We start from the raw sequence: 20,909 nt of genomic DNA on the forward strand, positions 1-20,909 counted from the left end.
TCATTTCGCACACCTCTTCCAAGGGAGATCACACCCTCATGTTGAAACGATTCATACCTGCTCGTGCAGACTCCTCCCGCGGCCTCAGGCGCTCTCGCCTCGTCGTTGCCGTGGCAGTGCTCGCGACTGTGGGCTCGGTCGGGGTCCAGGCCGAGGCTTCGACGCCCAAGCACCCCGACTGGCAGTCCTACGTCCTGGCCCCGTCCACCCCTCAGGTGAAGCCGGTCGACGTGGAAACCCGGGGCGACGTCACCCACGCCAAGACCCTGGTGAAGGGCGAGGACAAGGGCAAGCCGAAGGCAACGACCCTGACCACGGTCACCGGCGGCGCGCCCGCATCGGTCCTCCTGGACTTCGGCAAGGACATCGCCGGGACCCCCTACTTCGACGTCACCGCCCTCGACGGCAATCCGACCCTGTCGCTTGCCACGGCTGAGGCCCGTCGCTACATCCGCACGCCTGCGTCGACCACCGTGTCCGCCGCCGCGGCGTCAGGCGACACGCAGGTGACCGTCGCATCGACGGCGAACCTCGAGGTCGGCAACAAGATCACCTTCGGTACCGGCACGACCGCGCAGACCCGCACGATCACCGCCTTCGACACCACCGCCAGGACCATCTCCTTCAAGCCCGCCCTGACCGGAGACGTCCCGGCCCCGACTGCGGCGGTCAGCGCCCCGGGCGCGCCCAGCTCGGACGAGTCCCGCGGCCTGGCGGGCGTCGGTGGCATCGACACCCTGCGGCCCACCGCCACGGGCCGGATCTCCGCCGGCTACCACCCCGGCTTCCGTTTCGCCCTGCTCACCCTGACCTCGCCCGGCAGCATCTCCATCTCCGCCGCCAGCGTGGACTTCCAGGGCGTCCGGGCCACCCCCGCCGACTACAAGGGCTGGTTCCTGTCCGACGACGACCAGCTCAACAGGATGTGGTACTCCGGCGCGTACACACTGCAGCTGAACCTGAAGCCCGCCGGGCTCAACGGCCTGGCCGACAAGCGCATCTACGACGGCGCCAAGCGGGACCGCAGCATCTGGACCGGCGACCTCCTGGTCCAGGGACCGACCGCCATCTCCACTCTGGGTGACGAGGGCGCCGGCTACGTCAAGTCCTCGATCGACGTACTGCTCGCCACCCAGCGCGCCGACGGGGCCATCCCCGGCTCGCCGGACTTCCGCAAGGGCAGCAACCCGGCCGGATCGCCGCTGTTCTACTCCAACAACTACTCCGGCTACGGCGCGCGCGCCGCCATCGACTACTACCGGTACACCGGCGACAAGGACTACATCACCAAGATCCTGCCCGCCCTGCGTGCCGAGCTCGCCTACAACGACAAGTCCCTGACCACCAACCACCTCGTGGCCTCCAACGACCGCGACTACTGGCAGGCCAGCCAGACCGGCGAGGTCACCAAGTACAGCATCGACTACTACATCCTGCTCAAGGAGATGGCCTGGCTGGAGCGGCAGGTCGGCTCCGCCGCCATCGCCGGCGAGCACGACACCAAGGCCGACCAGATCAAGGAAGCCGTCAACGCCAAGCTGTGGAACCCCCAGCTGGGCGCCTACGGCCAGAGCATCGACCACCCCGACGTGCTCGTCGAGGACGCCAACGCCCTCGCCCTGCAGTACGGCTTCGTCCCCGCCGACCGGCGCGACAGCGTGCTGAAGGCCCTCAAGACGCTGTGGACCCCGCACGGCGCGATCATGGGCCCGGGCCTGGTCGACCCGACCGGCCACACCATCGAGCCCTTCGGCAACGGCATGGAGACCGCCGGACGCTTCACCGTCGGCGACGCCAACGGCGCCTTCGACCTGATGCGCCGCACCTGGGGACAGATGGTCGACAAGAACGACCCGCTCTACACGGGCGCGTTCTGGGAGTTCAAGAACAACGACGGCGGTGTCAACCGCGCCACCGCCAGCCTCGCCCACGGCTGGGCGGCCTCCCCGACCGTCCAGCTCACCGAGCAGGTCCTCGGCGTCACCCCGGTCAACGCCGGCTACGCCACCTGGAGCATCAAGCCCCACACCGGCAACCTCGAGTGGGCCCAGGGTTCCGTCCCGACCAAGTACGGCGACATCGCGGTGAACTGGCAGTCGAAGGCCAAGGACTCCACGTTCACCCTCCACGCCGGCACGCCGCGCAACACCGCCGGCACGATCGCCGTCCCGGTCAACGGCAGGTCCACCGTCAAGATCAACGGCCGCACCGTGTGCACGGCAGGAAGCTGCAACGCCTACCAGGGCACCATCGCCGACGGCTACGCCCAGCTGACCGTTCCCGGCGGCACGTACGACATCACCGTCAGCCGCGGCTGACGGTGATCGGCCTGGTCTCCGTGCCTCCCCGCGGACGGGGACCAGGCCCCTGCCGGTTCGGCATCCAGCCGGCAGCACGACCTGGCCCACCGCATCACGACAGCCAACTGCCCGCCGGCCCAACGTGGCCGCGGACCCGGCAGCGCGGGGGAGTACTACCCCCTTTTCCTCTCCTGCTCCGCACGACGCGGTGGCCGGAGGCGGCTCCTCACCGAGCAGCGTCGGCCGCCGCACACCACTTGTGACTTGCCTAGATCGACAGGAGTTTCTTGATGTCCGAAGCACCACGTGGTCCGAGTCGCCGACACGTCGTAGGGATCATGGTGGCCGGGGCGGGAGGGCTGGCACTCCCGATCGGGGTCACCAGCCCCGCGGCCGCCACCACCTCCCACACGCACGGCGGCAAAGTGACCGTCGGACACCTCAGCATCGACGGCCGCACCGACGCGCCCCTGGGCGTCGACGATCCCTCTCCCCGTCTGGGCTGGCAGGTCACCAGCGCCCCGGCGAACTGGGCCCAGAAGGCCTACCAGGTACGCGCGGCAGCCACCTCCGCGGACCTGGCCCGCGGACGCTACCTGTGGGACTCCGGCAAGGTCCACTCCGATGCCCAGACCGACATCCCCTGGCGGGGAAAGGCCCTCAGGTCCCGCCAGAGCGTCGTCTGGCAGGTGCGCCTGTGGGACACCCGGGGCGACGTGACGCCGTGGAGCAGCCCCGCCGCATGGGAGATGGGGCTGCTCAAGCGCGCCGATTGGGACCCGGCCCAGTGGATCGAGTACCCCGGCCGGAAGGTCGGTGACCCCCTGCCGATCTTCGCCCGCGCCTTCGACGTGGACAACCGGCACAGCGGCAAGGTCGTCGAGGCGCGGCTGTACCTCGCCGGCGTCGGCCTCCACGAGGCCAGCCTCAACGGACAGGCCGTCACCGACGAGGTCCTCGCACCGGGAAGCTCCAACTACCAGCTGTCCGTCGAATACCGCGCGTACGACGTCACCCCCCTCATCCGCTCCGGAGCGAACACCCTCGGCGTCGAAGTGGGCCACGGTCAGGCCCTGGTCACCCGTTCCGTCACCAACCCGGCCACCGGCCGCACCGCGCCCTACGGCTGGTGGCAAAGCCAGTTCAAGGGCAGCGGCACCCTGGCCGCCCCGGCCGTGCCCGGGGACACCGCGGTCAAGCTGAGCGGCGTGAGCGGCTACCACGTCGGTGGCACGATCAACATCGACACCGGCGACGGCGGCGACCGCCTGGAGCCGCGCACGATCACCGCCATCGGCACGGCCGGCGCGGACGGAACCGGCATCACCTTCACCCCGGCCCTGACCAGGCAGCACGCGGCCGACGCGGCCGTCACCGGCTCGGGGAACTCCCTGGCCGGCACCGACCCCAGCGCCGGGGCCGCCGTCTCCCCCCGGCTGATCGCCCGCCTGGAGCTGGCCAAGGCCGACGGCTCGGTCCAGACGATCGTCACCGACCACTCCTGGAAGACCTCACTCGGCCCGACGACCACCGACAACTGGTACTCCGGGACCGACTACGACGCCCGTCGCGAACAGCCCGGATGGAACGCCCCCGGCGCCGACCTGTCGTCCACGGCCAAGCGCCGCGACGGCAGCGCCGCCGGATGGGCACCCGCCGGTATCGCGCCGCCCCCGAACCTGACGACCGAGCTCGTGTGGCGCGTCGGCGAGCCGGTGAAGGTCGCCGACCGGATCCACCCCGTCAGCATCACCCAGCCGACCCCCGGCGTGTGGGTGTTCGACTTCGGGCAGAACATCGCCGGCTGGCCGGAGCTCGCCGTGGACGGCACCGTCCCGGCAGGCACGACCATCACCTTGAAACCGGCCGAGTCGCTGGCCGCGGACGGCACCGTCAACCAGGCCTCCATCATGGGCGGCGGCAGCAGCCGCGGCACCAACGTGTTCGCCACTTACACCACCCGCGGCAACGGGCACGGCGAAACGTGGCACCCCCGCTTCAACTACTTCGGGATGCAGTGGGTCCAGGTGACCGGCCTGCCCGAGGGCTACACACCCACCGCCTCGACCATCACCGGCCTGCAGCTCCACGCGGCCACCCCCACCGCCGGCACCGTCACGACCTCCAACGACCGCATCAACCGCATCCACCGCATGTCGCGGTACTCGATCATGAGCAACATGATGTCCACCTTCACCGACTGCCCCGGACGGGAGAAACTGGCCTACCCCGCGGACTACCTCCAGCCCTTCGGCTCCCTGCACCGCAACTTCGGCTACAACGCCTACCTGCGCACCATGGAGCGCCACCTGGCCGAGGGCCAGTCCAAGGCGGGCGACAACATCGGCAACGTCGCCCTCAAGGCACCCGTGTACGACTGGGGATACACCGGCAGGTTCGGCGACGAGATCAACTGGGGCAACGGGATCGTCCTGGTGCCGTGGTTCCTCTACGAGGTCTACGGCGACACCCAGACCATGGCGCGGTACTACCCGCAGATGCAGGCGTTCATGAACTACATCAGGACCCAGAAGGTGGGCACGGGCGCCGACGCCTACATCGTGGACGCCGCTCTGGCGGACTGGATCGCCGCCGAGAACACCTCGGGCCGCATCACCGGAACGTGGGGCTACCACCAGATCGCCGACCGCATGGCGAAGATGGCCGACCTCCTCGGCCGTCACGCCGACGCCCTCGACTACCGGAGCCTCGCCTCCAACATCAAGACCGCCTTCAACGACGCCTTCTACAACACGACCCTCGGCCGCTACACCAGCCAGGGCAACGCGGGCACCACCGGTGCCACCCAGGCCGCCCAGGCCCTCGCCCTCGACGAAGGCCTGGTCCCCGAGGGCGAACGCCAGCGAGTGCTGGACGCGCTGGTCGAACTCGTCTATGCCTTCCAGCCGTTCGGCGGCGGACCGCACTTCAGCGGCGGCACCATCGGCCTCGCCCCGATCGTCCGGGCCCTGATGGACGGGGGCCGCGACGATGTCCTGTGGGACGCGCTGCAGGAGGACACCCGGCCGAGCTACGGGTTCTTCTTGGCCCCGACCACCGCGAACCCGCAGGGGCTCACCACCCATCCCGAACAGTGGGACATGGGCAACTCCAAGAACCACATGATCCTCCTGCAGATAGAGGAGTGGTTCCACAGCGGCCTTGCGGGCATCCGCCAGGCCCGCGGTACCGCCGGGTACCGGTACCTGGTGATCGACCCCCGCATCGTCGGAGACCTCACCCACGTCCAAGGCAGCTATGAGACGCCCCAGGGACAGGTGGCATCCGAGTGGTCCCTCAAGAAGGGCACCTTCCGGCTGAAGGTCGACGTGCCTGCGAACACCACGGCCGAGGTCCGGGTTCCCAAGGGCGGCCGCACACCGCACGAGGTCGCGAAGGGCGCAACCTTCCGGCGCATCGAGGGTGACCGGGCGGTCTACCACGTGCCCTCGGGAACCTACGTCTTCGTCGCCCGGGACGTACACGCGGGGCAGTAGCTTCCCGGCACCTCGACGAAGCCCGACCAACGCCATCGCACGAGGCTCGCCGCCCGTCAGCGGGCGGCGAGCCTCGCACCCCACGCGGCAGGGCGCCGCCCTGAACCCCGGGAGAATCGGCTGAACCAGCCGACCATCCGTGATGTGGCCGCTGCAGCCGGCGTGTCCGCCTCCACGGTCTCGAACTACTTCCACTACCCGCACAAACTCACCAGCGCCACCCAGGCACGCGTTCAACAGGCGGTGGAAGCCCTCGGCTTCGTCCCCAACGACGCAGCCCGCATGCTCCGCACGGGAACGAACCCCGTGATCGGGTACATCACAGCCGAACCCGTCGGCGCGGGGGCATCCGGGGCTGCTCACGCCATCGAGCAGCGGATCGCGAAGGAGAACATGCACCTCCTCATGGCTCATGGAAGCTCCGAGGAGCGCGAACGGTCCTACCTACGCCTGTTCGAGCAGCAACGAGTGGCCGGCATCATCATCGCGCCCATCGGAGACGTCGAATCCGAACTCGCCAGGATCCGCACCCACGGCATTCCCAGTGTCGTCATCACACAGCAGGCGACATCGACCGCCCAGGCGTCCGTCTCCACGGATCATGCCCTCGGAGGCCGCATCGCCGTGCAGCACCTCATCGGCCAGGGCAGAAGACGACTTGGCTTCGTCACGGACGACCTCGACGACCGGCAGGTCCAAGACCAACTCCGCGGTGCCCTAGAGGCTCTCGGCTCCGCGCCCGGCGTCGCCCTGGAGGTCGTTCGCGCAACCAACGGGACCCTGAACGCGGGAGTCGCCTGCGCCGAGGCCATCGCCCAAAGGCCACACGAGGAACGGCCGGATGGCCTCTTCTGCGTCAACGGCATTCTGGCGATCGGTGTGGCCCAGGTCTTTGCCGCCGGGCCCAGCACGCGAGAGCTTCTGGACGTCGCCATCGTCGGCTACGACGCCACGGCGTTGGCGCCCCTGGCTGCGGCACCTTTCACGGCCGTACGGGTTCCCCACCGGGAGATGGGCGTAGCGGCAGTGAACCTGCTCTTCGACCAGATCTCCCAGTCCCACCAGGGGGGAACCACGTCTGGCGCTCTCACCTGCCCTCACGTACAACTCGCCCCGGAGATCGTGTCGCTGGTATCCACTGGTTAGCCCCACTGCGCTGACCCACAGGGGCAGCCCTCACGCCGAGGGCGCGTTCATGCGCGGGGAATCCCGAGGCGTTGCAACCATGCTTCGATGTCGGAATCGGCGCGTTCGACTTGTTCGCCGCGGACCGCGAGGCCCTCTGCGATGGTGGCGCCGGGGCAGGAGGCGGCGTAGTCGCGGTCGGTCGTTCCCAGGCCGCTCATGGCGTAGGTGGTGACCGGGTGGACGGTCTTGCCGCGCCAAACGAGGGCTTCGGTGAACGTCGTCATGATCATCGGTGCTCTGACGTTCCAGATGGGACTGCCCAGCAGGATCGTGTCGTAGCCGTTGAGAGCGGGCAGGCGGCCGGCGATGGCCGGCCGGGCGTCGGTGTCCTGTTCGCGGACGTTGCGCCGGACGGTCGCGTCGTAGTCGTTCGGGTAGGGGTCGGCGGCCTGGATGCGGTAGGTGTCGCAGGTGATGCGGCTGCTGATCTTCCTCGCCAGGACCTCGGTGTTGCCCACCTTCAAGTCGGTGCGGCGGCCGTAGTAGTAGTTCTCGCCCGGCCGGGAGAAGTAGACCAGCAGGACTCGCCTTCCGCTGCCTCCGGTCGCAGCAGCCGACTGGGAGGGCGCGGAGGTTTCCGGCTGTGGTGAGGAAGGGGAGCAGCCCGTCAGATGGCTCCCGGTCACAGCGGCGGCTCCTGTGAGCAGTGCCCGGCGCAGGACGGTGCGCCGGCTCGGCATGGCAGTGCGGTGCTGTGGCGTGATCACGGTGGACGGCTCCCGGTGAACCGACGGGAAGGGCGGTGCCAGGGGATGCCCCGAGCCTGCGTCGGGACTCGCGATTGGCGGTAGCTGAGGTTCCGGCAGGGGGCCGCTGCCGCGACCCCTGCCGGTCAGCCGTCCAGGCGGCGCTTGCTGAGCCAGGCGACCATCTCGGGGTCGTGGTGGTCGAAGAACAGCGTCGTTCCGGTGTCGAGGGCGGCGATCGCGGCCATCTGGTCGTCGGCGAGCTCGAAGTCGAAGACGTCGATGTTCTGCGCCATCCGGTCGGGGTTGACCGACTTCGGGATGGTGACGATGCCGCGCTGGATCAGCCAGCGCAGTACGACCTGCGCCACGGACTTGCCGTGCGCCGCGCCGATCTCGCTGAGGAGGGGCTGGGCGAACAGGTCGTTCCTGCCCTCGGCGAATCCGCCCCACGACTGGTGCTGGACGCCGTGCTCGCGCATCAGGTCGTGGTCGGCGGTGCGCTGGAAGAACGGGTGCGTCTCGATCTGGTTGACCGCGGGCGGGACCTCGTTGTTGAAGGTGAGATCCAGGAGTCGGTCAGGGTAGAAGTTGGCCACGCCGATCGCCCTGGCCAGGCCTTCCCGGTTGGCGGCCTCCATCGCACGCCACTGGCCGTAGACGTCGCCGTAGGGCTGGTGCATCAGGTACAGGTCGAGGTGGTCCAGGCCCAGTTTCTTCAGGGACGTCTCGATGGCGCGCCGGGTGTTGTTGTCCTGGGCGGGGGCGTCCTGGACCCACAGCTTGGTGGTGACGAACAGCTCCTCGCGCGCGATGTCACTGGCCTTGATGGCGCGGCCGACGGCCTCCTCGTTGCCGTAGGCGGCCGCGGTGTCGAGGAGCCGGTAGCCGGCGGCGAGGGCGTCGGAGACGGCCTGCTCGGTCTGCTCCGGCGGGATCTGGTAGACGCCGAAGCCGAGGATCGGCATCTGCACGCCGTTGTTGAGGGTGACGGTCTGCACGGGATCTTCCTTGTCGCTCGGAAGCCACAGCGGGCTGATGGATGGACGGACGGTCAGAGGGCGATGAGGGCCTTCAGCACGCGGCGGTCGGCCATCGCCTGGTAGGCCTGCGGGACCTGGTCCAGGGAGAAGTCCTGGTCGAAAACGCGGCCGGGGGTGATGGTGCCGTCCAGGACATCGGGCAGGAGCTGCTCGATGTAGGCGCGGGCATGGCTGGCGCCGCCGGTCAGGGTGATGTTCCGCATGATCATCGACGGGCCGACGGGGCCGTCCTCGTACTGCGGGACGCCCAGGCGGCTGATGGTGCCGCCGTCGTCGACGGCCGCCAGGGCGGTCTCCAGGGTCTGGCGGGTGCCGACCGCCTCGATGACCTTGCCGACTCCGTCGCCGCCGGTCAGCTCCCGCACCCGGGCGGCGCCTTCCTCGCTGCGTTCGGCGACGACGTCGGTGGCCCCGAACTCGCGCCCAAGGTCGGTGCGGGCGGTGTGCCGGCCCATGAGGATGATCTGCTCGGCACCGAGGCGCTTGGCGGCGATCACCGCACAGAGCCCGACCGCGCCGTCGCCGATGACCAGCACCGAGTCGCCGCGGCGCACACCGGCGGTGACGGCGCCGTGGTGACCGGTGCCCATCACGTCGGAGAGCGTGAGCAGCGAGCGCAGCAGAGCGGAGTCGGCGTCGACGGGCAGTTTGACCAGGGTGCCGGAGGCCTGCGGGACGCGCACCGCATCGCCCTGACCGCCGTCCACGCCGTCGAAGCCGTACCGGCCGCCGTTGCGGCAGGACATGTGCAGGCCCCGGGCGCAGTAGTCGCAGGTGTTGTCGCAGTACGTGAACGGTGCCACGACCAGGTCGCCCGCCTGGAGTCCCGGCACCTCGGAGCCGGTCTCCTCGACGACACCGAGGAACTCGTGCCCCATCGGCCGGCCGGTCCCGGCGGCAGGCATCGACGCGTACGGCCACAGGTCGCTGCCGCACACGCAGGACAGGACGACACGGACGACGGCATCGGTGGGCTGCTGGATCTTCGGGTCGGGACGGTCCTCGATCCGGACGTCGCCGGCTCCGTACATCACTGCTGCGCGCATGAAAGCTGCTCCTGCCTGGAAAAGTGTGTTGCGGTGGGAGATCCCTGCCGGGCGTTCCCGGCCGGGGGCGGTGCCCGGCGGATCAGCGCTCGAGCAACTGCGCCTGGGCCTCGGTGTGGGTCTCGCCGGCGGCGACCGGCAGACTGCTGAGCTTGGCGATCTGCCCGGCGGTCAGGGTGAGGCCGTCGGCCGCGGTGTTCTCCTCGACCCGGGTCACGCGCTTGGTGCCGGGGATGGGCGCGATGTCGTCGCCCTGCGCGAGCAGCCAGGCCAGCGCGACCTGGGCGGGTGTGGCGCCGACCTCGGCGGCGACGGCCTGGACCTCGTCGGCGATCGCCAGGTTGCGCTGGAAGTTCTCTCCGGTGAAGCGCGGGTTGCCGCGCCGGAAGTCGTCTTCGTCGAACTGGTGGGTGGAGCGGATCGTGCCGGTGAGGAAGCCGCGCCCGAGCGGCGAGAACGGCACCAGGCCGATGTTCAGCTCGCGCAGTACCGGCAGCACCCGCTCCTCGACGCTCCGGGTCCACAGGGAGTATTCCGACTGCACCGCGGTGACGGGATGGACGGCATCGGCACGGCGGATGGTGTCCGGACCGGCCTCGGACAGGCCGAGGAACCGGACCTTGCCCTCGGCGACCAGTTCGCCCACCGCGCCGGCCGTCTCCTCGATCGGGACGCTCGGGTCGACACGGTGCTGGTAGTACAGGTCGATGTGGTCGGTGCCCAGCCGCTTGAGCGAGCCCTCGACGGCCGTGCGGATGTTGGCGGGGCTGCTGTCCGGATTCCACGCCCCCTCGCCCGCGTGTGACACGAGGCCGAACTTCGTCGCCAGCACCACCTGCTCACGGCGGCCCTTCAGCGCCCGCCCGAGGAGCTCCTCGTTGGTGTAGGGGCCGTAGATCTCGGCGGTGTCGATCAGCGTGACGCCCAGCTCCAGCGCCCGGTGCACGGTCCGCACCGACTCCGCCTCATCGGTGCCGGAACCGGTGTAACCGTGCGACATGCCCATCGCACCCAGTCCGATCCGGGAAACCTCCAGGTCACGCAGCTTGAGGTACCGCATCCGCTCTCTCCGCTCTCCGTCGTCTTACGCGCTGTGCCCACCCCGCCCGCAGACCACCTCGTGATCGTTCAACCCGACGTGGTGAGGCCTGTGGACGCAGCTCGTCGTGTCTTCACCCTCGTGCTTTTCCGCGGCCGCAGGCAGGGCGAGCCGTTCGGGGGTAATGACAGGGCCCCCCACCCCGCGGCCACCCGGTGTGACACTGGTGCCATGGCATCCGAGCACTCCACCGGCGGTAGTGAAGGCGCGGAGCTGGGCCGTTTCCTGCGCGCACGCCGCACCCAGACCAGCCCCCAGCAGGCCGGTCTCACCGTCGGTCCGGGGCTGCGCCGCACCCCGGGGCTGCGCCGCGAGGAGCTGGCCACGCTCGCCGGGATCAGCATCGACTACTACGTGCGCCTCGAGCGGGGCAAGGAGACCCGCCCCAGCCCGTCCGTGCTCGACGCGCTCGCCCGCGCGCTCCGCCTGGACGACCAGGAACACCAGCACCTGCGCGATCTGGCCGCGCGGGCCGCCCGCTACGCGCCCGAGACACCACCCGCACCGAGCCGCACCGTGCGCCCGCACCTGAAGCTGGTGCTGGAATCGCTGCGCCCCAACCCCGCCTACGTCATCAGCCGCAGCATGGACATGCTGGCGTGGAACCCCGGCGGCCTCGCCCTGTACGCAGGCTTGGAGGACTGGCCGGCCAAGCACCGCAACCTCGCCCGCTACCTCTTCCTCCACCCGGCCGCCGGCACCCTGTTCCCCGACTGGGACCGCCAGATCACCGCCTGCGTCGCACGGCTGCGCGCCGTCGCCGGCACCGCCCCCGACGCCCCCGACCTGACCAACCTGGTCGGCGAACTCCTCCTCAAAAGCCCCGACTTCGCCCGGCTCTGGGAACGCTACGAGGTCACCGGCCGCAAGCCCGCGCAGAAGACCTTCCACCACCCCCGCGTCGGAACCGTCACCCTCACCTCCCAGTCCATGCAACTGGAGGGCACCCCCGGTCAGCGCATCGGCGTCTACACCGCCGAACCCGGCACCCCCGACCACGACGCCCTGCTCCTGCTCGACATGACCGCGGCCCAGCCGGCGCAGCAACCAGCCGGGGCGGACGCGGAGCAGCCCCGCCGGTAGCCCTGAACCGGAGCGCCGGGCTCGCTACCCAGGCCGTGATGACGCCTCAAGTGCGCGGAGTTTGCGTCAGCTCGCGGGAAGAAGGCGACCGCCGTGCTGCGCGGCGAGGCGGATGGGGGCGTTGGGAGCGCCGTAGCCGCGGTAGGCGTCGCGTTGGACGATCTCGAAGAAGACGCGTCCCACCGTTTCGGTGTAGCAGTGCAGGAAGGTGCCGTGTGCGTCGCGGTCGTAGAGGATGCCCAGTTCGCGGTAGGCCGCCAGTTCGTCGGGGGAGAGGCCGAAGCGGGCCGCGAGGTCGTCGTAGTAGTTCGCCGGCACGGCCAGGAGGCGGCCGCCCGCAGCGCGGATGTGGTGGGCCGTGGCGAGCAGGTCGTCCGTGCCGAGCGCGATGTGCTGGGCATGGGCGGTGCGGTCGTCGGCGGGGGTGGGTCCGACGCTGAGCACGATGCGGACGGTGCCGTCCGTGGTGGTGACGGCGCGGCTGCGGAGCAGGCCGTAGGGGTCGGCGACGTCGATGCTTTCCTGTGGGTGGAGGCCGAGGACGCCGCGGTGGAAGAGCGCGGCCTCGTCGAAGCGGTGCCACGGCTGCGTGAGCGCGAGGTGGTCGATGCGCTGGATGCCTGTGCCCTTGTCCTCGACTGCGTGGAGCGGGGGGAAGTCCGCGAGCCAGCCGTCGGTGCCGGCGGGGTCAGTGGCCGCGAAGAACAGCTCGGTGCCGTCGGGCGCGGCCACCGCGTCGAGAGGTGCGTCCTCGGGGGCGCGGCGGCGCGGCAGGACGGGGGCGAGCATGGCCTCGGCACGCTGGGCGGCGCGGGCGGGGTCGGGAGTCTCCAGGCCGATGGCGGCGAGGGTGAGGCTCTGGCCCTCCCGGTCTGCCGCGGAGGCGGTGTTGAGCAGGATACGGGCCTCGCCCTGCTGCCACAGTTCGACGGGTTTGCCGCGGTGCCGTGCGGTACGGGTGAAGCCGAGCGCGCCCAGCAGCGCGGCGACCGGTTCCGTGTCGGGGGTGACGAGTTCGGCGAAGGCGACGCCGGTGGGGGCTGGGGGTGCGGGCGGGGAGGCGGTGCCGACGGTCTCCTGCAGCAGTCGCAGTGAGCGCTGGGCGTCGACGGCGGTGCGGCCCGCGTCGGCCTGGCGGAAGACGTCGTTGAAGACCTCCAGGGAGAGCGGGCCCTGGTACCCGGCGCGCAGGACGTGCCCGACCAGGCCGGGGATGTCGAAGCCGCCCTGGCCGGGGAAGCACCGGTAGTGGCGACTCCACTGGAGAGCGTCCATGGCCATGAGCGGGGCGTCGGCGAGCTGGAGGAAGAAGATCTTCTCGCCGGGGATGTCCTCGATGCCTTTGGGGTTCGAGCCCCGGGCCAGGATGTGGAAGCTGTCCAGGCACACGCCGAGCGCGGGGTGATCGGCGGCCTCGACGATGCGCCAGGCGTGGTCGTAGGTGTTGACGTGGCGTCCCCACGCCAGGGCTTCGTAGGCGACCTTGACGCCGTGCTCCTGCGCCAGCTCCGCGAGCCTGCGCAACTGGGCGGCGGCGAGCGCGTCGTCGTCCGCGGCGAGCGGGGAGACGCTGGAGCAGACCAGGATCGTGTCGGTGCCGAGCTCCCGCATGAGCCGGAACTTGTGCCCGGCGCGGCGCAGGTTCCGGGTGAAGGTGTCCTCGGGCACCGCCTCGATGTCGCGCATGGGCTGGTAGAGGTCGATGGACAGGCCCAGGTCGGCGGCGCGGGACCGGATTTCCCCGGGGGAGAGAGGGGAGGCGAGCAGGTCGTTCTCGAAGATCTCCACACCCTGGAATCCGGCGCGGGCGGCCGCGCTGAGCTTCTCGGTGAGGGGGCCGCTGAGCGAGACGGTGGCGATGGACGTGCGCATGGGGCTTCTCCTGGGTGCCTGTCGTGTCCCGGCTCTCTCAGTTCCTGGCGTCTGCCGTGCCGGCTGTCAGTTCCGTGATGTCCGCGAGCATCCGGGCGCTGTCGGGCTCGCGGCCGGTGAAGAGCCGGAAGGCGTCCGCGGCCTGGAAGACCGCCATGCCGCCTCCGTCGAGCGTGAGGCAGCCCAGCGCGCGGGCGGTGCGCAGCAGTTCCGTCTCCAACGGCCGGTAGACCACCTCGGCGACCCACAGTGCCGGGCGCAGCAGCCGGGCCGGCAGCGGCAGGCCGGGGTGGGCGGCCATGCCGGTGGGGGTGGCGTGCACCAGGCCGTCGGCGCCGGGCATGAGTGCGGGCAGCGCGGCGGGCGCGGCGGCGACCGCACGGCCGGGGCCGAAGTGCCGGTTGAGGGAGGCGGCGAGATCCGCCGCGCGGTCGGCGAGCGCGTCCACGACGGTGAGGCGTTCGGTGCCGAGGGTGAGCAGGGCATGGGCGACGGCGGCGCCGGCTCCGCCCGCGCCGAGCTGCACGACGCGTTCCATGGCGGCGTCGGGCAGGCCGCGCGCGAAGGAGGCGGCAAAGCCGGTCACATCGGTGTTGTGGCCGGTGGTACGGCCGTTCTCGAAGACCACGGTGTTCACCGCGCCGAGCGCCTCGGCCTGTGGGGACACCGCGTCGAGGTGGTCGACGACCAGCTGCTTGCAGGGGTGGGTGATGTTCAGCCCGTCGTATCCCGTGTCACGGGCGGCGCGCACGATGCCGCCCACGGCCGCGGGCCGGATCCCCAGCGTGTCCAGGTCGAGCAGCCGGTAGAGGTAGCGCAGGCCCTGGCGGTCCGCCTCGCGCTGGTGCAGCGCGGGGCTGAGGGAGGGGCCGATGCCGGAGCCGATCAGGCCGACGAGATACGAGTCCTGGGGCACCTTGGCTCCTCCGCGTAATGTACGAACTGGTTCGTTACTCATATCAGGACGTGGCGCAGCAGGGAAGACCGAGGGGTGGGGCTGCCCCTCTACAATCGCGAACACAAGACCGAGCGAAGGAAGCGGATGGCCACTGCCGAACAGCCGGCGCGGACGGGCGGGCGCACGCGCGACGCCGCCCGCACCCAGGCCGAGATCCTCGACGTGGCCACCGAGGAGTTCGCCCGCGCCGGTTACGCCGGCGCCCGGGTCGACGAGATCGCCGCCCGCACCCGCACCACCAAGCGGATGATCTACTACTACTTCGGCGGCAAGGAGCAGCTGTTCACCGCCGTGCTGGAGCGCGCGTACTCCGTGATCCGGCAGGCCGAGCAGGACCTCGACGTGGACCACCTCGACCCGGTGGCCGCCATCCGCAGGCTCGCCGAACTCACCTTCGACCACCACGAGGCGCACCCGGACTTCATCCGGCTGGTCAGCATCGAGAACATCCACGAGGCCGAGCACATGGCCGCCTCGGAGCAGCTCAGCGCCCTCAGTTCGCCCGCCATCGACGTGCTCCGCCGGATCCTGGCGGCCGGCCGCAGGTCCGGTGTGTTCACGGCCGACATCGACGCCGTCGACCTGCACGCGATGATCAGCTCCTTCTGCTTCTTCCGGGTCGCCAACCGGCACACCTTCGGCGCCCTGTTCGACCGCGACCTGGTCGCCGCCGACCGCCGGGAGCACTACCGGACGATGCTCGGCGACATGGTGGTCGCCTATCTGACGGCGGAGCACCCGGCCGGCTGATCGTCCCTGCGCGACCCCTTGACACCCGGGAGAGGCTGCCCCACCATCCGTAGCCACCCGCTATTAACTATCCAGTGGGTTAATTAGCCGGGGTCTTCGTCCGCGCCCCGGCTGGTCCCTCCCGAAGGAGCCCCGCCGTGACCGTCCCCGCAGCCCATCAGGGCCAGCCGCGCAAGGCCGCACTCGCGGCCTGGATCGGCAGCGCGCTGGAGTACTACGACTTCTTCATCTACGGCAGCGCCGCCGCGCTGATCTTCCCGAAGGTCTTCTTCGACGAGTCCGACCCGGCCACCGCGACCCTGCTCTCGCTCGCCACGTTCGGAGTCGCCTACGCCGCCCGCCCCTTCGGCGCGCTCTTCCTCGGCCACTTCGGGGACCGCCTCGGACGCAAGCGGATCATGCTCTTCACGCTGCTGCTGATGGGCCTGTCGACGTTCCTCATCGGCTGCCTGCCCACCCGCGCGCAGATCGGCGGCGCGGCCCCGGTGCTCCTCGTCCTGCTCCGCGTCCTGCAGGGGATCTCCGCCGCCGGGGAGCAGGCCAGCGCCAACTCGATGACGCTGGAACACGCACCGCCGCGCCGCCGCGGCTACTTCACCAGCTTCACCCTCAACGGCACCCAGGCCGGGCAGCTCCTCGCCACCCTCGTCTTCATCGCCGTCGCCTCCCTGCCCGAGGACCAACTCCTCACCTGGGGCTGGCGGATACCGTTCTGGCTGAGCGTCGCGGTCGCCGTCGTCGGCTGGTTCATCCGCCGCGACGTTGAGGAGACCCCCGCCTTCGTGCAGCAGGCCGCGGCGGCCGAGGGCGTCGCCAGGCTGCCGCTGCTCGTCCTGCTCCGCGACCACTGGGCGGACGTCCTGCGGGTGATCGCCGGTGCCCTCGTCGCCTCCGTGAGCACCATCTTCACCGTGTGGGCGCTGGCCTACGCGACCGGTGACGCGGTGGGCCTGGACCGCTCCGACATGCTGTGGGTCGGAGCCCTGGCCAACCTCGTCGCCCTCGGCGCCATCCCGCTGTGGGCCCACCTCTCCGACCGCGTGGGCCGGCGTCCCGTCTACCTGGCCGGCGCGGCCGGCAGCGCCGTGATGATGGGCGCCTACCTGTGGGCCATCTCCACCGGCTCGTACCCGCTGGTCCTGCTCTTCGGCGTGCTCGCCTTCGGCGTCGTCTACAGCGCCGCCAACGGCGTGTGGCCGTCCTTCTACGGCGAGATGTTCCCCACCCGCGTCCGCCTGTCGGGCATGGCGATCGGCACCCAGATCGGCTTCGCCATCGCCGGGTTCGCGGTCACCTTCGCCGCGCAGATCGCCGGCCCCGACGGCGACGACTGGGGCGCGGTCGCCCTGTTCACCGCCGCCCTCTGCGTGCCCCCGGTACTTGCCGCGCTCACCGCCCGCGAGACCCACAAGGTGCCCACCGAACGGCTCGGCCTCCACGACACCCACCCCGTATCCAGCCGGATGACGGTCGAGGTCTGACCCGCCTGCCGTCCACACCGAGGCAGGCGGAGCAAGCGTGCGGCCGGGACGAATCCGTCCCGGCCGCACGTGGTGTTGTCCGTGTCAGTGTGTGGTGGCCCTCCTTGTTGATGACGCGCCGGGGACTGCTACCGGCTCAGCGAGGCGGTGAAGGTGTAGGTGCCGGATCCGACCGTGTAGACGACCGCGTCGCCCTGCGTGCCGGTGAGCTTGACGCCGGGGGCCTTGGCGGCGGCGTAGGTCTTGCCGCTGCCGCTCTCCTGGACCGCTGCCGGATTGGTGACCGGGACGTACACCTTCGCGGTGGTGTTGGCGGGGATGGTGACCTTCAGGGTGATCCGCGAGGAGCTCTGGGACCACGACGAGGCGATCTTGCCGTTGACGGACTCGTAGGTGGCCGAGGCGCTGTCGATGCCCTGGCCGGGTGCGACCAGCGGCTTGATGGCGATCTCCTTGTAACCGGGTGCGGTGGCCTGGATACCGGCGAGGTCCTCGAACATCCACCGGCCGATGGAGCCGAACATCTCATGGTTGCGGGTACGGCTGGTGGACTCCCAGTACTCGCCGAGCCCGGTCCAGCCCAGCGACTGCCGGTAGCCGTAGCTGGGGTACGTGGTCTGGGTGGCGATGTTCGGCTCGGGCTCCCGTGCTTGTGCACCGTGGGTACGGGAGGGAGCCCAGCCCGCCTGCCCTCCACACGGAGGGCAGGCACGTCTCAGCCCGTGCACACCCTGGAACTCCCCGAACAGGCGTCCCCGGTGTGGAGCCGGGTCGTGGGCGCGAGGGAGCCGGCGACGTCCGGCCGACCTTATCGGCCGGACGTTTTGCGCTGAGTGTTGACCGGCCAAGACATCCGATGTTCACTTCCTTTGACGCGGCCATGCCGATGTCGTGCTGTACCCGCACGCCGTACCTCCGCTTGTCGTAGGCGCTTCGAAGGCGAGCAGTCATCGTGCGTCTGGCTTTGGGCATTCGGTTACATGTCCTGCTCGGCGCGCCGCTTCTTTGTGCTCTCGTACGGCACGGGGAAGCGAGTGCGCCGAAGAAGCAGTCCGACCAAGTCATCCGATCAATCGAGTTCCGCGTCGACCGGTCGCACTCCAGCCCCGCGCCGCCTGGCACCGGTCGTCGCCCCCATGACCAGCAGGGAGGGCATTCGATGAGACTGCGCAGACTCGTGCGAGCCGCGCTCGCAGCCGTCTGCATCATGACCGCGACCGCCGTCGGCCTCTCGGCCCCGGCCGTGGCGGCACCGACGGACGCCGCGTTCGACTCCGCCACCGGAGCCCTGAACGTGGATCGCGCCGCCTACCTGTCCAAGCACGACCTCGTCTACAACCGGCCCACCACCAACCCGCTGCACGGGTTAACCGTCGGCAACGGCCGTACGGGTGCGATGGCCTGGCAGAGCAACGGGCTGACCATGCAGGTGTCCGGTGTGGACACCTCGCAGCAGACGGCGTTCGGCGCGGGACTGCTCAACCTGTCCACGACCCCGGCGCTCGAGAGCGGCTACAGCACCTATCAGCAACGCCTGTCGCTCTACGACGGCACCCTGACCACCACGTACGACGCCAACCGCACCGTGACGGTGATGGGCGTACCCAATTCCGAGGTCATGGGCGTGCACGTCGAGGACTCGCGCTCCGGGGTCTCCGCGGTCAACCTCGACCTGAGCCTGTGGGACACCTCCCAGCTGGGCAACAGCGGTGACGTGCCCGACCTCAACACCTGGAAGACGGTCTCGACGTACGCCGACTCCGCGGGCGCCGGACTCAGCCGCGGCCAGTCCGACGCGCAGAACTTCGGCTACACCCTGGCGGCCAGCGTGGAGGGAGCGGCCTACAACGCACGGGTCGTCGACGGCCGGACCGTCCGGCTCTCTATCACCCCATCACGCAGCTACACCGTCTGGTTCACCGCGAGCAGCCGCCTCAACGCGCCCTCCCACGATTCGGCGACCGAGGCGAAGCGCGCGCTGGCATCGGCCAAGAGCCGAGGATACAGCGCGACGCTCGGCGACTTCCGGTCCTGGTGGCACGACTTCTGGGGCAAGTCGTTCGTGCAGTACTCGGGGCTGTCCGGGGACGCGGACTACCTGGAGAACGTCTACTACCTGAGCACGTACATGATCGCCGCCGGTGGGTACGGCACCAATCCGTTCCACTTCATCAACGGCGTGTTCCGGGCCACCGGTGACCAGACCAAGTGGAGCAACGCCTACTGGTTCTGGAACCAGCGCGACGTCTACAACTCCTTCCTCGCCTCCAACCACGTCGACCTGCTGGCCGGCTTCAACCGCCTCTACAGCCGCAACGCGACTGCGCTGAAGGCGTACACCCGGACCCGCTACAACGTCGACGGGCTGTGGGTGCCGGAGACCATGGGCTGGGACGGCAACGCCCGGGGCACCGTCAACAGCGACTTCACGAAGAACATCTGGTCGACGGGCACCGAGGCCGCGTACAACATGTATCTCCAGTACGCGTACACCAACGACACCGCCTACCTGCGGAACACCGCCTATCCCTTCATGCGGGACGTGGTGAAGTTCTACGCCGCGAAGCTGTCCTACGACTCCGCCTCCGGCACGTACTACGTGGCGAGTTCGCACGCGCACGAGACGTACTGGAACGTACCGAACGCGATCACCGACCTCGCGGCGGTGCGCACCCTGTTCCCCCTCGCGATCCGCGCGTCCCAGTCGCTGAGCCTGGACGCCGACCTGCGGCCGCAGTGGCAGCGGATCGTGGACAACCTGATCGCCTACCCGTCCACCGCGGACGTCTACCTGCCGCACACCCCACCGCTCGCGCAGACCCGCAACGGGGAGAACGTCGCGGCCGAGATCATCTGGCCCTACGACCGGACCGGCATCGGCTACCCGGACCAGCAGAAGGCCGTGAACACCTTCAACGCACGTCCCTTCCCGTACGGCAACGTCTGGGCCAACGACGCCGTGCAGGCGGCCCGGTTGGGGCTGGGCGACCAGGCGTACCAGGGCATGAAGACGATGCTCCGCAAGTACCAGACCTATCCCAACGGCATGACCGACAACACCAACGGCGTCTTCGAATACCTCGGGGTGCACCTCGCGGCCCTCAACGAGTCGCTGCTCCAGTCCTACAACGACAAGATCCGGGTCTTCCCCGCGGCGCCGAGCGACTCCTCGTTCACGGGACGATTCACCCTGCTGGCCAAGGGCGGCTTCACGGTCAGTTCGGAGCGTGAGGCGGGCGAGGTGAAGTACATCGGCATCAAGAGCCTGTACGGCAACGCCACGCGCATCGTGAACCCGTGGGGGAGTCAGCAGGTCAGGGTCCGCGACGTCTCCGGCGGCACGACCGTACTCACCACCAGCGCCGCCGAGTTCGACCTCCCCACGGTCGCCGGAAGGGTGTACGTGGTGGAGCGCACCGCCAAGCCGCTGTCCTCCTACTCCCCCGTACGCCTCACCGGATCCGCGAACCAGGGAGAGAAGGCCCTGAGCGGCACCACCTCCACCCTGGGCATGGCCCAGACCCCCAACCCCATGATCAACAACACCCAGTTGACCTACGACAGCAACTGGCACGCGACCAGCGGGCGAGGCTACGGCGACTACAACGACGACACCCACCACAGCACGACGGTGAACGCCGTGGCCCAGTACACCTTCACCGGTACGGGAGTCGCCTACATCTCCGAACGCAACGGCGACATGGGACCGGTCGACGTCTATCTCGACGGCGCCCTCCAGGCGACGGTGGACCTGCGCGTCTCCGGCGCGCGGCAGGTGCAGCAGACCGTCTGGCAACGCAGCGGCCTGACCCGGGGAACGCACACCATCCGCATCGTCAACCGCAGCGCCTCGGTGGGGATGGTGGACGCCCTGCGCATCACGCCGTAGGACGCCCGTGGACCGAG

At 69.9% G+C, this 20,909-nt stretch carries 14 protein-coding genes; 7 read left to right on the top strand and 7 right to left on the bottom strand.

The annotated features are described in order from the left end of the window. The first annotated feature begins 110 nt into the window (after positions 1-110). The 3 genes from OG937_38545 to OG937_38555 all read left to right on the top strand — a co-directional run bounded on the left by OG937_38545 (position 111) and on the right by OG937_38555 (position 6,943). The gene (locus OG937_38545; protein WUD77190.1) at positions 111-2,318 is read left to right on the top strand and encodes a hypothetical protein; all 2,208 of its coding nucleotides are present in this window, start codon (positions 111-113) and stop codon (positions 2,316-2,318) included. Between the two features lie 272 nt (positions 2,319-2,590). Beyond that, positions 2,591-5,797 (top strand): glycoside hydrolase family 78 protein, encoded by a 3,207-nt coding sequence (locus tag OG937_38550; protein ID WUD77191.1) that lies wholly within the window; start codon positions 2,591-2,593, stop codon positions 5,795-5,797. Between the two features lie 144 nt (positions 5,798-5,941). Further along, a complete protein-coding gene (locus tag OG937_38555; GenBank protein ID WUD77192.1) occupies positions 5,942-6,943 on the top strand; it encodes a LacI family transcriptional regulator in 1,002 nt (333 codons plus the stop codon). Positions 6,944-6,990: 47 nt separating this feature from the next. Here the strand turns inward: OG937_38555 and OG937_38560 are convergent, their stop codons facing one another. The 4 genes from OG937_38560 to OG937_38575 form a co-directional block, all read right to left on the bottom strand. Next, the gene (locus tag OG937_38560; GenBank protein WUD77193.1) at positions 6,991-7,692 is read right to left on the bottom strand and encodes a hypothetical protein; all 702 of its coding nucleotides are present in this window, start codon (positions 7,690-7,692) and stop codon (positions 6,991-6,993) included. A gap of 125 nt (positions 7,693-7,817) precedes the next feature. After that, the gene (locus OG937_38565; protein WUD77194.1) at positions 7,818-8,672 is read right to left on the bottom strand and encodes an aldo/keto reductase; all 855 of its coding nucleotides are present in this window, start codon (positions 8,670-8,672) and stop codon (positions 7,818-7,820) included. A gap of 53 nt (positions 8,673-8,725) precedes the next feature. Next, complete coding sequence (locus tag OG937_38570; protein WUD77195.1) at positions 8,726-9,760, bottom strand: alcohol dehydrogenase catalytic domain-containing protein; 1,035 nt, start codon at positions 9,758-9,760, stop codon at positions 8,726-8,728. A gap of 82 nt (positions 9,761-9,842) precedes the next feature. After that, the gene (locus tag OG937_38575) at positions 9,843-10,820 is read right to left on the bottom strand and encodes an aldo/keto reductase (GenBank protein WUD77196.1); all 978 of its coding nucleotides are present in this window, start codon (positions 10,818-10,820) and stop codon (positions 9,843-9,845) included. Positions 10,821-11,030: 210 nt separating this feature from the next. Here OG937_38575 and OG937_38580 point away from each other — a divergent pair, with 210 nt between their 5' ends. Continuing rightward, on the top strand, positions 11,031-11,942 hold the full coding sequence (locus OG937_38580; protein WUD77197.1) for a helix-turn-helix transcriptional regulator: 912 nt from the start codon (positions 11,031-11,033) through the stop codon (positions 11,940-11,942). Positions 11,943-12,008: 66 nt separating this feature from the next. On the opposite strand, the gene OG937_38585 is transcribed toward OG937_38580, so the two are convergent. Together OG937_38585 and OG937_38590 are read right to left on the bottom strand one after the other, a co-directional pair. Then, on the bottom strand, positions 12,009-13,814 hold the full coding sequence (locus OG937_38585) for a sugar phosphate isomerase/epimerase and 4-hydroxyphenylpyruvate domain-containing protein (protein WUD77198.1): 1,806 nt from the start codon (positions 13,812-13,814) through the stop codon (positions 12,009-12,011). A gap of 37 nt (positions 13,815-13,851) precedes the next feature. After that, positions 13,852-14,730 carry a shikimate dehydrogenase gene (locus OG937_38590; protein WUD77199.1) on the bottom strand — a complete coding sequence of 293 codons (879 nt, stop codon included), beginning with the start codon at positions 14,728-14,730 and terminating at the stop codon, positions 13,852-13,854. Positions 14,731-14,856: 126 nt separating this feature from the next. Here OG937_38590 and OG937_38595 point away from each other — a divergent pair, with 126 nt between their 5' ends. Together OG937_38595 and OG937_38600 are read left to right on the top strand one after the other, a co-directional pair. Next, complete coding sequence (locus tag OG937_38595; GenBank protein WUD77200.1) at positions 14,857-15,522, top strand: TetR family transcriptional regulator; 666 nt, start codon at positions 14,857-14,859, stop codon at positions 15,520-15,522. Between the two features lie 137 nt (positions 15,523-15,659). Beyond that, on the top strand, positions 15,660-17,003 hold the full coding sequence (locus OG937_38600; GenBank protein WUD77201.1) for an MHS family MFS transporter: 1,344 nt from the start codon (positions 15,660-15,662) through the stop codon (positions 17,001-17,003). Positions 17,004-17,131: 128 nt separating this feature from the next. Here OG937_38600 and OG937_38605 read toward each other — a convergent pair whose 3' ends face one another. Then, the gene (locus OG937_38605; protein ID WUD77202.1) at positions 17,132-17,731 is read right to left on the bottom strand and encodes a hypothetical protein; all 600 of its coding nucleotides are present in this window, start codon (positions 17,729-17,731) and stop codon (positions 17,132-17,134) included. A 431-nt stretch (positions 17,732-18,162) separates the two neighbouring features. On the opposite strand from OG937_38605, the gene OG937_38610 reads away from it, so the two are divergent. After that, positions 18,163-20,892, top strand: a complete 2,730-nt coding sequence (locus OG937_38610; GenBank protein WUD77203.1) for a carbohydrate-binding protein — start codon at positions 18,163-18,165, stop codon at positions 20,890-20,892. Positions 20,893-20,909: the final 17 nt, after the last annotated feature.

This window comes from Streptomyces sp. NBC_00510, assembly GCA_036013505.1.
Taxonomy (GTDB): Bacteria; Actinomycetota; Actinomycetes; order Streptomycetales; family Streptomycetaceae; genus Actinacidiphila.